General features: G+C 50.3%; 13 protein-coding genes. 9 read left to right on the top strand and 4 right to left on the bottom strand.

What is annotated here, in order from left to right; translation table 11 throughout:
- Positions 1-397: 397 nt before the first annotated feature.
- The 3 genes from AD928_RS02355 to AD928_RS02345 form a co-directional block, all read right to left on the bottom strand.
- Complete coding sequence (locus AD928_RS02355; protein ID WP_082779697.1) at positions 398-1,939, bottom strand: carbohydrate porin; 1,542 nt, start codon at positions 1,937-1,939, stop codon at positions 398-400.
- 99 nt (positions 1,940-2,038) lie between these two features.
- Positions 2,039-2,704, bottom strand: coding sequence for a hypothetical protein (locus AD928_RS02350; RefSeq protein WP_062144138.1), 666 nt, complete (start codon positions 2,702-2,704; stop codon positions 2,039-2,041).
- 173 nt (positions 2,705-2,877) lie between these two features.
- Positions 2,878-3,783 carry a helix-turn-helix domain-containing protein gene (locus AD928_RS02345; protein WP_062247929.1) on the bottom strand — a complete coding sequence of 302 codons (906 nt, stop codon included), beginning with the start codon at positions 3,781-3,783 and terminating at the stop codon, positions 2,878-2,880.
- A 98-nt stretch (positions 3,784-3,881) separates the two neighbouring features.
- On the opposite strand from AD928_RS02345, the gene AD928_RS02340 reads away from it, so the two are divergent.
- Together AD928_RS02340 and AD928_RS02335 are read left to right on the top strand one after the other, a co-directional pair.
- Positions 3,882-5,447, top strand: coding sequence for a 4-hydroxyphenylacetate 3-hydroxylase N-terminal domain-containing protein (locus AD928_RS02340; RefSeq protein WP_062247927.1), 1,566 nt, complete (start codon positions 3,882-3,884; stop codon positions 5,445-5,447).
- 8 nt (positions 5,448-5,455) lie between these two features.
- The gene (locus AD928_RS02335; RefSeq protein WP_062144170.1) at positions 5,456-5,995 is read left to right on the top strand and encodes a flavin reductase; all 540 of its coding nucleotides are present in this window, start codon (positions 5,456-5,458) and stop codon (positions 5,993-5,995) included.
- Positions 5,996-6,002: 7 nt separating this feature from the next.
- On the opposite strand, the gene hpaR is transcribed toward AD928_RS02335, so the two are convergent.
- Positions 6,003-6,491, bottom strand: coding sequence for a homoprotocatechuate degradation operon regulator HpaR (gene hpaR, locus AD928_RS02330; protein WP_264821459.1), 489 nt, complete (start codon positions 6,489-6,491; stop codon positions 6,003-6,005).
- A gap of 151 nt (positions 6,492-6,642) precedes the next feature.
- Between hpaR and AD928_RS02325 the strand changes: the two genes are divergently transcribed.
- The 7 genes from AD928_RS02325 to hpaI all read left to right on the top strand — a co-directional run bounded on the left by AD928_RS02325 (position 6,643) and on the right by hpaI (position 13,597).
- Positions 6,643-7,029 (top strand): 5-carboxymethyl-2-hydroxymuconate Delta-isomerase, encoded by a 387-nt coding sequence (locus tag AD928_RS02325; protein ID WP_062144147.1) that lies wholly within the window; start codon positions 6,643-6,645, stop codon positions 7,027-7,029.
- A 46-nt stretch (positions 7,030-7,075) separates the two neighbouring features.
- Positions 7,076-8,590 carry a 5-carboxymethyl-2-hydroxymuconate semialdehyde dehydrogenase gene (gene hpaE / locus AD928_RS02320; RefSeq protein WP_062144151.1) on the top strand — a complete coding sequence of 505 codons (1,515 nt, stop codon included), beginning with the start codon at positions 7,076-7,078 and terminating at the stop codon, positions 8,588-8,590.
- A 77-nt stretch (positions 8,591-8,667) separates the two neighbouring features.
- Positions 8,668-9,648: a 3,4-dihydroxyphenylacetate 2,3-dioxygenase gene (gene hpaD / locus AD928_RS02315; protein ID WP_062144154.1), complete on the top strand. Its 981-nt coding sequence runs from the start codon at positions 8,668-8,670 to the stop codon at positions 9,646-9,648.
- Positions 9,649-9,664: 16 nt separating this feature from the next.
- Positions 9,665-11,119 carry an NAD-dependent succinate-semialdehyde dehydrogenase gene (locus AD928_RS02310; RefSeq protein ID WP_062247925.1) on the top strand — a complete coding sequence of 485 codons (1,455 nt, stop codon included), beginning with the start codon at positions 9,665-9,667 and terminating at the stop codon, positions 11,117-11,119.
- Between the two features lie 20 nt (positions 11,120-11,139).
- The gene (locus AD928_RS02305; protein ID WP_062144161.1) at positions 11,140-12,009 is read left to right on the top strand and encodes a fumarylacetoacetate hydrolase family protein; all 870 of its coding nucleotides are present in this window, start codon (positions 11,140-11,142) and stop codon (positions 12,007-12,009) included.
- Positions 12,009-12,812 (top strand): 2-oxo-hept-4-ene-1,7-dioate hydratase, encoded by an 804-nt coding sequence (gene hpaH, locus AD928_RS02300; protein WP_062144164.1) that lies wholly within the window; start codon positions 12,009-12,011, stop codon positions 12,810-12,812. The genes AD928_RS02305 and hpaH overlap by 1 nt, the downstream gene beginning before the upstream one ends.
- Before the next feature lie 11 nt (positions 12,813-12,823).
- Complete coding sequence (gene hpaI / locus AD928_RS02295) at positions 12,824-13,597, top strand: 4-hydroxy-2-oxoheptanedioate aldolase (protein ID WP_062144167.1); 774 nt, start codon at positions 12,824-12,826, stop codon at positions 13,595-13,597.
- Positions 13,598-13,888: the final 291 nt, after the last annotated feature.

The following is a 13,888-nucleotide window of genomic DNA, read 5'->3' as shown; positions in this document are numbered from 1 at the left end:
GGGTTCGTTTATTGCTTATGAAAAATTCTTTTGTGCAAAACAGACTTTTTCATAACCTAACCCGATGTACAACCCTTCTGTGAGATTTCCGCGTCAACACGGAGACCTATGAAGCAGCGATTAGCCTATTTGGGAATCCTGAATGTCGATTGGCCCTAGAATCTTGTTCCCTGAATGTTATTCTTCTGCTTGAAGCAGAGTGCTATTTCATAACTGACAATAAGTGACGGGGAGGGAACAGTCTGTGCGGCTGGCCAGAATAATCTCTGGATGATTGTCAGTGTCAATCCTAACGTTATAGTGGGTATAGTAAAAACTCTTCTTACAAAAACATCTCATAAATATTAATTAAGTTTTTTAGAATTATATTTTTGTAAAGGGCAAGTGCAGTATTCTCTCAGTGTGCCGAAAGGCCAGAGAGAAAACCCATGTCGATCATCAACTGACCCGCAAGAACGATACCATTTGAACTAATTTTTTTTGCTGCGGGATTATAGTAATTGTCAGGATTAAAAATGTATTGAATGCTTGGCTCGAACGCGATTCCAGGAACGATGGAGATATGCCCACTAACCTCCAGGCGCATGATATTCTGGGAGCCTATCCGTGGGTCTCCTCCATTTTGAATACGTGTTCGCTGCTGATAAAGCATTTGGTGCTTGGAAGCCCGTACGTAGCTGAATTTAATCTGTTCCCGGTCTAACTTGCGTTTAAAGAGCCCATGATAACTAAAACCTCCTTCTGCAAGTGCTTTGAAGGGAGCTGCAGGGTCCGCGGCAAACCCGAGTGCCACGAACGCATTAAGACCTTCAGGTAATGGGGAAGGGACTGGGTGCCTATGGTCCCGGCGCCAGATGAGCTGTTGGCCGCGAAATTCGGCACCGGCTCGTCCATAATGTGTTGTATTGGTGTAAGGGTCTTTATATTGGGAACTGTTAAAGAAGCCGGATAACTGATACCGGCCGCCGTAAAGGTGTGAAATCTGAAGCCTTCTATAATTGAAGCCGCCCAGCAGAAGATAACCTGAGGCCGTGCGGGTGTCCCAACGCCACCCGTTTCCGTGTTGGAAATACTGATTCAGATTGGCTTCGAAAGCACCCATCTCAAAACTTATGTCATTAAACATACGTGCAGTGATGTAACTGCCCCATGTTGCATACGGAGGCGGCAGTATGCCGGCGGATGCCTGCATGATCGGGTCCGTGCAGTTAAGGAAGTTATCGCAGTTATTAAAGAAAAAATACCGCCGAGGATGAGTTCTACCCACAGAAAAGTTGCCGCGATTATAAAAGAGTTTTTGCTGATACGTCAGCAGTGCGAGCCAGCCTCCCGCAATATCATTGTGCTGATCAATGCCTGCAAAATAACTTCCAACTGCGCCCGCCCATGCAGGGCCGGTGGGGTAGCCACCATTTACAGTGGGCCGAGAGAGAATTTCTTCAAAATGAATTTCACCTCCTTTTATTCCCATAATTTTCTGAAGATTGGCATCCAGTCCCAACACAATGCCGGTTCCAAGAGAAAAACGGCCAGGGCGCGGTCCAATGTCAGGATTTGTCATATAGAGCTGGTTGAAAATTGCGTGTGGGGTTAAGCCAATGTGCGTTAGAAATCGACCCAGAAATGTTAAAGGTCCCTTTGGTGCCGGTGTGCCAGGAGACACCAGAAGGGGCGCGCCAGCCAATACTTGAGGAGGCAGTTCCGAAGGGACGAGTGTAATCGGTCCCTGTACATTAACGTAGCGGTCCTGCAATTCTTTGGTGAGACGCACCGAATCCCAAAAATTACTGTTGGGTGGAGGAGGCGAGGTTGTTGTGATTTCCTCTGCCAGTGCAACGTGAAACAGGGCTGAAAGTGCGAGACTGACCCATACGAGATTTGCCCGAAACCATGACAGACGGTGCCTTGTACGTACGGACCGTATACAGACGAATTTCATGAAACACTCCTCTCTGACTGAATTTTTATTATTATTCAGACAGAAGCGTAGGGATCTTTGTCCTGGATAAAAGAGCGTGCACAGCAGGGAAAAACTGCTTCACGCGGTGCGTGCTGCGCGGGAACCGGAATCCGATGCAAAAGAAAGGATCGCTCCTAGCGCCACACTGAGATAAGCGGCAAAAACAACCCGCCATATATTAGGCAATAGAAACGTGATGGTATGTGCTGGGGTCCAGAAAAAAATCAGACATAAGGCAACAATTTTTGCCCAACGGGCGAATCCGTTGGAACGTAGGTACTCGGTCGGAGCCTTTATGCCCTCATCTAGCATTCGGTCCGTGATAAAATGGGTTAGCATCATGAAGAAACCATACCCGGAAAAGATATTCATCCATGCACTGATAGCGAAAGCAGTGACTGGTCTAGATAGAGAACTGGTACCAACAAACCATCTAACGCCTGAATCCATAATCATGAATGACATTGCAATCCAGACGCCAAAGAAGCCCCAAATAAGAGCCCGCGCAATCAAATGATTCGGGATCCAGTTGTCTTGCGTAATACGACGCCTCAGGCATTCGCCAAAGGTGGCCAGGAAGAAAAATTTTATATAAGCCAAAAGGAACGGATGCCCCTGGACATTCAAGACGAGGTATATGACTCCACAGGTAACCAAAATCAGGTAAAAAATGGCTGCGATATCGGACAATCTGAATCCAATGTTTCGCTGTCTAGTGTTGGATATATTTTCATTATTAGACATTTTGGTCCGCCTTTTTCTTTTTATATTTAGCGTGACTTTGTACGATTGAGCCCGGAGAAGGCAGTTGGTGAGCCTTGCGGTGTCGTCTCTGGAAACAGAAGGCCTCCTCCTTCCAGCTGTCTGTAGACCAATTTAATTATCATGTTAATTAAAATAACGTATACTGCGCCACCTCACGCAGGCGTGTTGTCTGGTATGGCTGTCAGTAAGCAGTCTTTGGTGTTTTCTGCCCATTGCCGTCTCCATTCTCGAGGCGAAACGCCAGAAAAAGTGTGGAAAAACCGGGAAAAATAAGCGGGGTCAGGAATTCCGACTTCCGCGGCAATGGCTTCAATAGGGCGGATGGTAAATGCAAGAAGACGTTTGCTTTCTAGTAATCTGCGGTCAATGATTAGCCGTTTCAGGCTTTGGCCGAAGGCGGCCTGTGTCGTCGTGTTGATTTGATAGGGCGTTTGACCAAGCGCGCGTGCGTAATCGGTAATCGACCACGTATCGCGAAAATGCTCCTCGATGAAAGACCGGATTCTGACTGCTGCGGCACTTTCATCGGGAACCCGTCCGGAACGGGTCAGGGAAAGTGCTTCACCTAAAATTGCTATGGCAAGACCACGAATAACGCTCTGTGATGTCTCGGGAGCGATTCTATAACGCTCATAACCCGCCTGCATAAGTGTCAGCATCAGCGGGGTAGGTTCTGGCTGCTCCGGGCCAGCCAGAACCAGCGGTGTGCGGGCGGCAGTGCTTTTAAAGAGGGGGGCGGTATCAGTATAACTGCTGGCAAGAGAAAACACGATTGCATCAGAGCCCGATGATACAGAAAACCCGTGCACGACCCGAGCAGGAATAAAGACAAACATCGGTGCTTGGAATTCAATTAACCGATCTTCAATGAAATACGTGCCTGATCCGTCTGTCCAAAAACACAACTGAAAAATCTGCTCGTGCCTGTGGGCAGGAACGTGGCCGTTATGGAGGGATTTGCGATCCATAACGTTTTCAACATGCACAAAGCCTATGTCATCAGTTTTTGTGTTGATGCCATATGTCAGAAAGCTCGGAATCTCGGGTTTTTGGGGCATTTAAAAAAGTCCAAGTTTTTCTTTGTTTTCTGCATTCTCTCTTAATTTCAGAAAATATACCATCGGTTTCAAGAAGAATAATATAAGGATGATCGGAAATGGATGATTCCTCAGGGCTATGTGGTGTAGGCGCTAAGCCGTCTACCATCATCAAGCGTCCTTTCACGGGCGTGGAATACCTCGAGTCGCTTCGTGATGGTCGAAACGTCTATATCAATGGAGAACGCATAGACGACGTCACCACGCATCCGGCCATGCGAAATTCGGCGCGTTCAATAGCGCGGCTGTATGATGCTCTCCATCAGCCAGAACACAGCAAAATTCTGACAACTCAAACAGACACAGGCAATGGTGGCTTTACCCATAAAAGCTTTGTGTCGCCTAAGTCTGTTGAAGATCTTGTGGGCCAACAGCAAGCTATCGCCGGGTGGGCGAGAATGACGTATGGCTGGATGGGCCGAACGGCAGATTACAAGGCTGCGCTGACAAATACGTTGGGAGCGAACGCGGAGTGGTATGGTCCTTTTGCTGACAACGCACGGGCATGGTATAAAAAGTCACAGGAACAGGTATTGTTCCTTAATCACGCAATTGTAAATCCGCCTATTGACCGGCACAAACCGGCCGAAGAGGTCAAGGATGTCTTTGTCCATATTACAAAAGAGACGGACGCAGGCATTTATGTGTCTGGCGCAAAGGTTGTCGCAACGTCGTCTGCCCTGACCCATCACAATCTTCTGGCTCAAAGTTCCGCAACTGTCACAGAAGATCCATCAATGTCTGTAACATTCATCGCTCCGATGAATGCCCCCGGCATCAAAATGATCTGCCGTACGTCTTATGAAGAGACAGCGAACACGGTCTCCTCTCCGTTTGATTATCCGCTTTCCTCGCGGTTTGATGAAAATGACGCCATCCTGGTGCTGGATAATGTTTTTGTGCCGTGGGAGGACGTTCTCATTCTGCGGGATGCAAAGAAAATCCTGTCTTTCCCCATAGGCTCGGGCTTTATGCAGGGGTATTGCTTCCAAGGGTGCACGCGTTTTGCGGTCAAGCTGGACTTTCTGGCTGGTGTCCTTGCCAAAGCGCTTCGCTGCACGGGTGGAGATGCCTTTCGCGGCAATCAGGCGGCATTGGGGGAGGTGATTGGGTTGCGTCATCTTTTCTGGTCACTTTCCAATGCCATGGCGCGCGCTCCACAGCAGTGGCACAATGGTGCGGTGCTTCCGAACCTTGAAGCGGCATTGACCTATCGTGCCTTTATGTCAGACGCCTACCCTCGGGTGATAGACCTTGTGCGTCGCTGTGTGGCTTCGGGGCTTATTTATTTGCCGTCTTCGGTCAAGGATTTCGCTAACCCGGAGATAGACGGTTATCTTGCACAGTATGTTCGTGGTTCAAATGGTATCAGCCACAAGGACCGGATCAAAATCATGAAATTGTTGTGGGATGCAACGGGCACAGAGTTCGGCGGGCGGCACGCACTTTATGAACTGAATTATGCAGGTAGTCCGGAGGATGTGCGCTTGCAAATTCTCAAAGGAGCAGAACGAGGCACGGTGCTGCGTCAAATGGAAGAACTCGTTGATACCTGTTTGAACGATTATGATGAAAATGGTTGGACTGGTGACACATGGCTGTCTCCGGCGAAAGCTGCGGAGTGAGGTTTGACATGACCACTACACTGAAGCAACAGGTAGCGTTGCCCGATCTTGGAGCTGTTCAGCTTGAGTTTCGTGCGGCGATGGCGAGGGTCGGGGCATCCGTAAACGTCATTTCTTCTGCTGGGGAAGCGGGGCGGGGCGGATTTACCGCAACGGCCATGTGCTCGGTGACGGACAGCCCGCCAACCCTGCTTGTCTGCATGAACAGGCGGTCCAGCCAATGTGATCTTTTTCTTCAGAATGGCGTTTTCTGTGTGAATGTTCTCAGCCATGATCATGTTGATCTGGCGGAATATTTTGCCGGGAAGGTCACTGATATGAACGAGCGCTATGCGTCCGGTATGTGGGAGTGCCTGCCGTCCGGGAATCACGCGCTGGCGGATGCGATTGCCTCGTTAGATTGCAAGATTACGGCGCATCACGTTGTTGGAACGCATTATGTGCTCTTTGGGGAAGTCCAGAGCATTCGGTGTTCAACAGTAGGACATCCGCTTTTGTATCTTGACCGAGCCTTTGTTGGCGCGACTGCCGGGATTGTATCGAACTGAACGTTTCTCAAAAGTGAGCAAGATCATCCAGGAGTTCAAGAAGGAGCGCTATTTTTCTTTCTCCAAAATATGCTTCTATTTCTTTGTAAATCTTTACCCTATTTGGATAGATTTTTTGGAAAGAGGTCTCGCCGAGGGGTGTCAGCCTGAAGAGATAACGCCGACGGTCTGACGCGTACTGGACCCGCGTCACCAGATCACGTGCTTCCAGATTGGCCAGGATACGTGTCAGGCTGGGGGGCAGGATGAAGGCTTTTTCTGCAAGTTGAGCTGCATCCAGTGTGGAGTGCTCGTTCAGAAGTCTGATAACGCGCCACTGCTGGGATGTGAAATCGTGTTCAGCAAGCATGGGACGAAAGCGGGACATAAGCGCTTCTCTCGCCCTCAGCAGCGCAATAGGCAAAGCCTTTGTGGATTCATGAGGTAATTCCGACGGATTGGCGGGTGAGGCGGAGTGCGAGTCGTGTGTTGATGGTGGCCGCTTTGGGATAGTCATATTTCACCTTGGGTTGAAAAGGTTATCGAAAGGATATCACGAAATATGGAGCGAGGAAGCGTAACGTGAATGTGAGGCCTCAAATTAACTGACATGCCGCTATAACATTAACAAGTTAAGTAAACGTGCTGACTGAGGTGGGAGGATTGCCGTGCCGCACTTATCTCTCGAATATTCTGCAAATCTACGAGGAAAGGTCGATTTTACAGAATTATGTATCAAACTTCGGGATGCAGTCCTGGGAACCGAGCTTTTTGAAATAGGCGCGATCCGCGTCAGGGCTTTTGAAGCATCGGCATGGGCGGTTGCTGATGCTCTTCCGGAGAATGGGTTTGTCGATATGTCTTTCCGAATTGGGAAGGGCCGGTCCCAAGAAGAGAAAAAGCGGGCAGGAGAAGCTATTTTTTTCACAGCTACGAATGCGATGTCCGGTTTATTGGAAACGCAAAATTTCGCTCTTTCACTAGAGATACGGGAAATAGAATCAACGCTGAGCTGGAAGAAAAACGCCATGCATGATCGGCTAAGAAAACAGTAAAAACAGAACAAAAACAAAAGCCGAAAGCTTGGAAAGGATAAGATGAATGTCAACTTTAGAAGAAAATGCAAGAAAGGCGAGTGAATACATTAAACGTATCCGTGAAAAAGGTGTTCTCAACCGTATTGGTGGGAAAGAATGCCCTGCGATCGGCGGAGAGATTTTTGAAACACTATCGCCAATTGATCTCAAACCGCTTGTGTCCGTTGCGAAAGGTGATGCGCGAGACATTGATCAGGCAGCAAAAGCTGCTAAAGCGGCTCAACCTGCGTGGGCTGCATTGAGCGGAGCGAAACGTCGGGAGATTTTGCACACTATCGCTGATGCTATTGAAGCGCGTGCCGAAGAAATTGCATTTCTGGAGTGCCTGGATACAGGTCAGTCGCTGCGGTTCATGTCAAAGGCGGCGCTTCGCGGTGCCGAAAATTTCCGGTATTTTGCAGACAAGGCACCTTCTGCCCGTAACGGGCTTTCTCTCCCTACAGGCGGACAGGCCAATATAACCACGCGTAATCCTGTGGGGCCGGTGGGTGTTATCACTCCGTGGAACACGCCTTTTATGCTCTCAACATGGAAGATCGCACCCGCTTTGGCCGCGGGGTGCACGGTTGTTCACAAACCTGCCGAGTTTTCACCCATCACGGCATCGGTTCTGGTGGAGATTGCTGAGAAAGCGGGATTACCCCCCGGTGTGTGGAATCTAGTGAATGGCCTTGGAGAAGACGCTGGTGCGGAACTGACACGACACCCGGATATCAAGGCGATCGCTTTTGTTGGGGAAAGTGGAACTGGTTCGCTGATCATGAAGCAGGCAGCGGATACTCTGAAGCGTTTTCATTTTGAACTCGGCGGGAAAAATCCGATTATAGTTTTTGCGGATGCGGACTTGGAACGTGCAGCAGATGCTGCTTTGTTCATGATTTACTCCCTCAATGGGGAGCGATGCACTTCATCTTCACGCCTCCTAGTGGAGGCAAGTATCTATGACAAGTTTACTGCGACTCTTGCCGAGCGTGTAAAAACCATAAAAGTAGGGCATCCGTTAGATCCAGCCACGGTTGTCGGTCCGCTTATTCATCCGGTTCATGAAAAGAAAGTTCTTGAATATATCTCGATCGGTAAGGAAGAAGGTGCCACGATAGCTGTCGGTGGTCGAAAGGTCGATGGTCCTGGGGGTGGATGTTATGTTGCCCCTACACTTTTCACACATGCGACCAACAATATGCGTATTGCGCAGGAAGAAATCTTTGGCCCAGTTCTGACCGCAATTCCCTTTAAATCGGAAGAGGAGGCTGTCTTTCTGGCGAATGACACCCAGTACGGACTTGCCGCTTATCTTTGGACTTCAGATGTTACCAGATCCTTCCGTGTTTCGGACAAGCTTGAGGCTGGCATGATCTGGGTGAATTCAGAGAATGTGCGGCACCTCGATACACCGTTTGGCGGTGTCAAAGCATCCGGCATAGGCCGCGATGGCGGAGACTGGTCATTCGATTTTTATATGGAAACCAAGAATGTTTCCTTTGCAACAGGCGTACACACTATCCCGAAACTGGCCTGACAGGCCGGGTTTTCGGACTTCATAAAAATAAAAATCGTAACTGACAAGGCCGTCAGACAAACGAGTGGAGAATAAGAATGCCGATCAGCCCGTTCAACCTTTATCCCGATTTCAATATCCTGCGTCTCAGTCATGTTGAATTGGTGGTGACCGATCTGGCCCGCAGCCGCACCTATTACGCAGACCTGCTTGGTTTGCAGGTCACAGACGAGGATGCAGATCATGTCTATATGCGTGCGCTTGAGGAGCGGGGCCATCACTGTATGGTATTACGCCGCGGTGAGAAAGGAGAAGTCGGTTATCTGGGTCTTAAAGTTTTTTCAGAGGAAGATCTGGACAAGGCGGAGCGGTACTTCCGCAACCTGGATCATAAGGTCGAATGGGTCGAGCGCCCCTATCAGGGGCGTACTCTGCGGACGCACGATAATTTAGGTATCCCGCTCGAACTCTACTTCAAAATGGACCGTCTGGAGCCCATTCACCAGAAATATGCGCTCTATCACGGGGTAAAACCGTTACGCATTGACCATTTCAACTGCTTTTCACCCGATGTTGATGCATCGGTCGAGTTTTACAATAATTTAGGTTTCCGCGTAACAGAATATACGGAAGATGAAAGCACAGGCCGCTTATGGGCGGCTTGGATGCACCGCAAGGGGGGCGTGCACGACATGGCGTTCACAAGTGGCGTCGGACCCCGTCTGCACCACACAGCTTTCTGGGTGCCGACCCCACTGAATATCATTGATCTCCTCGATCTGATGTCCACCACCGGTTATCTTGCCAATATTGAACGTGGTCCTGGTCGTCATGGAATTTCCAACGCGTTCTTCCTATATCTGCTTGATCCGGATGGACACCGCACAGAAATCTACTGCTCGGACTATCAGACGGTCGATCCTGATCTCGAACCAATCAAATGGCAATTAACGGACCCTCAGCGCCAGACATTGTGGGGAGCACCAGCGCCTAGATCATGGTTCGAACATGGTAGCGAATTCCATGGTCTTGAAACGAGGCAGCCTGTGGCGACGGCCAGCCCGATCATCGCGCCGTAAGAAAAGAGATCGGGCCATGAAGCTTCAGGATCCATCCCTGTTTCGGGAAGCTGCGCTGATGGGTGATCGCTGGATTGCTGCCTCATCGTCAACTTCCATCCCTGTAACTGATCCTGCGACAGGACAGTTTATTGGCTCGGTCCCTGATCTTGGTGAGGTAGAAACAGCAGACTCAATATCGGCCGCTGCGCGCGCCCAGCGGGCTTGGGCAGCCCGCACAGCAGCCGAACGCGCTGCCTTTCTGCGTCGGTGGTATGATCTCGTCATGGCCAGTAAGGCCGATCTTGCCACAATCATGACGTTCGAACAGGGAAAACCCCTGAAGGAAGCAGAAGGCGAAATCGAGTATGGAGCCAGCTTTATCCTCTGGTTTGCCGAGGAGGCACGTCGCCTGTATGGTGATCTCATTCCGGGGCATCAGCCCGATAAGCGTATTCTGGTAGCCCGCCAACCCGTTGGCGTTGTTGCGGCGATCACGCCCTGGAATTTCCCCAATGCGATGATTACTCGCAAAGTCGCCCCGGCTTTGGCCGCTGGCTGTGCCGTCGTGCTCAAACCGGCAATACAGACACCGTTCTCAGCCATTGCCCTGGCGATTCTGGCGGAGAGAGCCGGTCTTCCTACAGGACTTTTCAGTGTCATTACCGGAGGCGCCAGAGAAATAGGCGCGGAAATGACATCTAATCCTGCTGTGCGTAAACTGACTTTTACCGGATCAACTGAGGTTGGCGCGCTTTTATACGCCCAATGTGCGCCGACAATCAAAAAACTCGGTCTTGAACTGGGTGGAAACGCACCTTTGATCGTGTTCGACGATGCAGACGTCGATGCCGCCGTGGACGGCACACTGATTGCGAAATTCAGAAATAATGGTCAAACCTGCGTGTGTGCAAATCGGCTTTATATCCAGTCAGGTGTTTATGACCACTTCGCAGAAGTTCTGACTAAAAAAATCACGTCGCTGAAAACAGGAAACGGTTTCGCGCAAGACGTTACATTCGGCCCGCTTATCGACAATACTGCTGTGGAGAAGGTCAAAGAGCATATCACAGATGCGATTGAACATGGCGCACGTGTTCTTGCGGGTGGAAAATCACATGCGCTGGGCGGACTGTTTTTTGAGCCAACCGTGTTAACCGACGTGACCAGTCAGATGCGTGTGGTCCACGAAGAAACTTTTGGGCCTTTAGCTCCCCTGATCCGTTTTGAGACAGAGGAGGAAGTGATAGCTGCCGCAAACGATACGGAATTTGGACTGGCATCCTATGTATTCACACGTGATGTTGCTCGGGTCTTTCGCGTTAGCGAGGCGCTCGAATACGGTATGGTGGGCGTTAACACAGGAGCTATCTCAACCGCGGAAGCGCCTTTCGGCGGAATCAAGATGTCCGGCCTCGGGCGGGAAGGTTCGCGCTACGGTCTCGATGACTTTACAGAGCTCAAATATATCTGCCTTGGCGGCATTGCCTGATCAGAAAGCGAAATTTTTCCATGACTGCAAAATTTCTTACTTTTTCCTATGAGAATGTAACCCGCTACGGATTACTTCATGATCGGGGAATCACGGATCTATCGCGCCTCTATGGTGATCGGTGGCCCGGCTTGCGAGAGGTTATCGAAGCAGGCGCGCTGAACGAACTAGCAACATCCGCGCCACGGTTGGTCGATTTCCGTGAAGAGGATATTCGCTACGAAATTCCTGTTACTAATCCAGAAAAAATCATATGCGTTGGCGTTAATTTTCCAGATCGTAACGAAGAATACAAGGATGGTCAGGCCGCGCCGTCCAATCCGTCCCTGTTTATTCGCTTTCCACGCAGCTTTGTAGGTCATAAAGAGGCTCTGATAAGACCGCCTGAATCTTTACAGCTCGACTATGAAGGGGAAATCGTCCTCGTAATAGGGAAGGCTGGACGGCGAATCTCTCAGGAAAATGCTCTTGATCACGTCGCCGCTCTGACCCTCTGTAACGAGGGCACGATCCGTGATTGGGTCAGGCATGCAAAATTCAATGTGACACAGGGGAAAAATTTCGATCGCACTGGTTCAATCGGTCCTTGGCTGATTCCTTTTACCTCAGAAGATCAAATCCGCGATATCGCGTTGAGCACCCGTGTCAATGGTGAGATCCGTCAGCAGGACCGTACCTCGAGGATGATCTTTTCTTTCAAGAAAATTATTTCCTACATATCAACCTTTACAACACTTGTTCCTGGCGATGTCATTGTCACCGGAACACCAACAGGAGCTGGAGCCCGCTTCGATCCACCAGTGTGGCTGACGCCAGGCGATGTCATTGAAGTTGCTGCCGACGGGCTGGGTGTTCTTCGTAATTCCGTTGCTGACGAGGAGCTGACGTAATGCTGTCTCCCGAACAGATCAGAGCAGAAGCCGATAAACTGGATGAGGCGGAAAAAACACGAATACAGACGGGATTGATTTCTCAACGCTATCCCGATGCTTGTCTTGATGATGCCTACGCCATTCAGGATGCCTGGGTTAGCCGTAAGACGGCGTCAGGACGACAAATCATAGGATGGAAGATTGGCCTGACATCAAAAGCCATGCAATACGCACTGAACATCGATACACCTGATTCAGGCGTTCTTCTTGATGACATGCATTTTGACGATGGTGCCGAAATACCCGCTGACCGGTTCATTCAGCCACGGATTGAGGCCGAACTTGCTTTCGTGATGAAAAAATCACTCCGTGGACCCGGAGTCAGCATGTTCGATGTCATTGCCGCGACAGATTATATCGTTCCAGCACTCGAAATTCTCGATACGAGGATCGTACGTGTGGATCGTGAAACGGGTTATGCACGGACAATTATCGACACCATTTCGGATAACGCTGCCAATGCTGGCATTGTTCTTGGTTCCGTTCCGGCGGCCCTCGATAAAATCGACATTCGATGGGTGGGCGCGATCGTTTCCCGTAACGCGGTTGTTGAGGAAACCGGGCTGGGGGCAGGCGTACTCAATCATCCCGCACGCGGTGTTGCATGGTTGGCAAACCGGCTGGCGCAATATGGCGGCCGTATCAATGCAGGGCAGATTGTTCTCGCAGGGTCTTTCATCCGCCCGGTCGAAGCCCGGCACGGTGATACGATAACGGCTGATTATGGTCCTCTTGGAACAGTAAGCTGCTTTTTTAGATAAGGAGTGTCTTCATGCCGGCACCAGTGAATGAATTCAAAAAGGCTCTGCGTTCCGGGGAGTGCCAGTTTGGGTTGTGGGTGGCTCTCGCCAATGCCTATACAGCCGAAATATGTGCTGGAGCAGGGTATGACTGGCTGCTGATTGACGGCGAGCATGCGCCAAACGATATCCGCAGTATCATGGCGCAGTTGCAAGCTATTGAAGGAAGTAGCTGTCACGCCATTGTCAGGCCGCCTGTTGGTGAGACCTGGATGATCAAACAGATCCTTGATATCGGGGCACAGACCATCCTTGTTCCAATGGTCGAGAGCGCTACTCAGGCGCGTGACCTTGTGCGCGCAGTTCAGTATGCGCCACAGGGTGTGCGCGGTGTGGGTGCCGCCCTCGCGCGCGCCTCCCGTTTCAACCGTGTGTATGATTATCTCCAGACAGCAGGAAACGAAATTTGTCTGTTGCTACAGGTGGAAAGCCGCCTCGGCCTTGCGGCCTTGGATGAAATCTGTGCTGTTGAGGGTGTTGACGGAGTGTTTGTGGGGCCAGCAGACCTCGCCGCAGATCTTGGTTATATCGGGCGACCAGGTGAGCCAGAAGTTCAGGTTCATATTGAAGCTGCGTTACGGAAAATTATTTCCCATGGAAAGGCTGCTGGCATTTTGACAGCCGATTCTGTTCTGGCAAAAAGCTACGTGTCCGCAGGGGCAGCTTTTGTTGCCATCGGCACCGATGTTGGTCTGCTGGCCGGGGGAGGCACCCGTCTTCTGGAAGATTTCAAAAAGACGCTCTGATTCTTTTTCAGAGAAGTACTAGCTGTCAGGTTGTGAGACGTCATTGGGATGATGTAGCGTGGGCGATACCGCGTTATGCTTCGTTGTTTTCTTCCGTTTGCAGGGAGACCGAATGACGCGGATTTCTCACACTTGAGGCAATTTCGGGTCATTTTGTAGAATTCAGTCATCCCACAGGAGCCCGATCTGGAATATTGACGATATTCTGCTTCTGGCGGCGGGTTCTGAACGCAGTGAGGGTGTCACGGCCTGAGAAGGCAGTGTTGGTGGAAGCTATGTGGTCTGTGCACT

The organism is Acetobacter cerevisiae, assembly GCF_001580535.1.
Taxonomy (GTDB): domain Bacteria; phylum Pseudomonadota; class Alphaproteobacteria; order Acetobacterales; family Acetobacteraceae; genus Acetobacter; species Acetobacter cerevisiae.
Note: the sequence above shows the minus strand (reverse complement) of the source record. Positions and strands in the feature narration are given on the sequence as shown.

Excerpts from the sequence above, each read along its gene's own strand:
- AD928_RS02355 (WP_082779697.1), bottom strand. The coding sequence starts at position 1,939 with ATGAAATTCGTCTGTATACGGTCCGTACGTACAAGGCACCGTCTGTCA.
- AD928_RS02350 (WP_062144138.1), bottom strand. The coding sequence starts at position 2,704 with ATGTCTAATAATGAAAATATATCCAACACTAGACAGCGAAACATTGGA.
- AD928_RS02345 (WP_062247929.1), bottom strand. The coding sequence starts at position 3,783 with ATGCCCCAAAAACCCGAGATTCCGAGCTTTCTGACATATGGCATCAAC.
- AD928_RS02340 (WP_062247927.1), top strand. The coding sequence starts at position 3,882 with ATGGATGATTCCTCAGGGCTATGTGGTGTAGGCGCTAAGCCGTCTACC.
- AD928_RS02335 (WP_062144170.1), top strand. The coding sequence starts at position 5,456 with ATGACCACTACACTGAAGCAACAGGTAGCGTTGCCCGATCTTGGAGCT.
- hpaR (WP_264821459.1), bottom strand. The coding sequence starts at position 6,491 with ATGACTATCCCAAAGCGGCCACCATCAACACACGACTCGCACTCCGCC.
- hpaE (WP_062144151.1), top strand. The coding sequence starts at position 7,076 with ATGTCAACTTTAGAAGAAAATGCAAGAAAGGCGAGTGAATACATTAAA.
- hpaD (WP_062144154.1), top strand. The coding sequence starts at position 8,668 with ATGCCGATCAGCCCGTTCAACCTTTATCCCGATTTCAATATCCTGCGT.
- AD928_RS02310 (WP_062247925.1), top strand. The coding sequence starts at position 9,665 with ATGAAGCTTCAGGATCCATCCCTGTTTCGGGAAGCTGCGCTGATGGGT.
- AD928_RS02305 (WP_062144161.1), top strand. The coding sequence starts at position 11,140 with ATGACTGCAAAATTTCTTACTTTTTCCTATGAGAATGTAACCCGCTAC.
- hpaH (WP_062144164.1), top strand. The coding sequence starts at position 12,009 with ATGCTGTCTCCCGAACAGATCAGAGCAGAAGCCGATAAACTGGATGAG.
- hpaI (WP_062144167.1), top strand. The coding sequence starts at position 12,824 with ATGCCGGCACCAGTGAATGAATTCAAAAAGGCTCTGCGTTCCGGGGAG.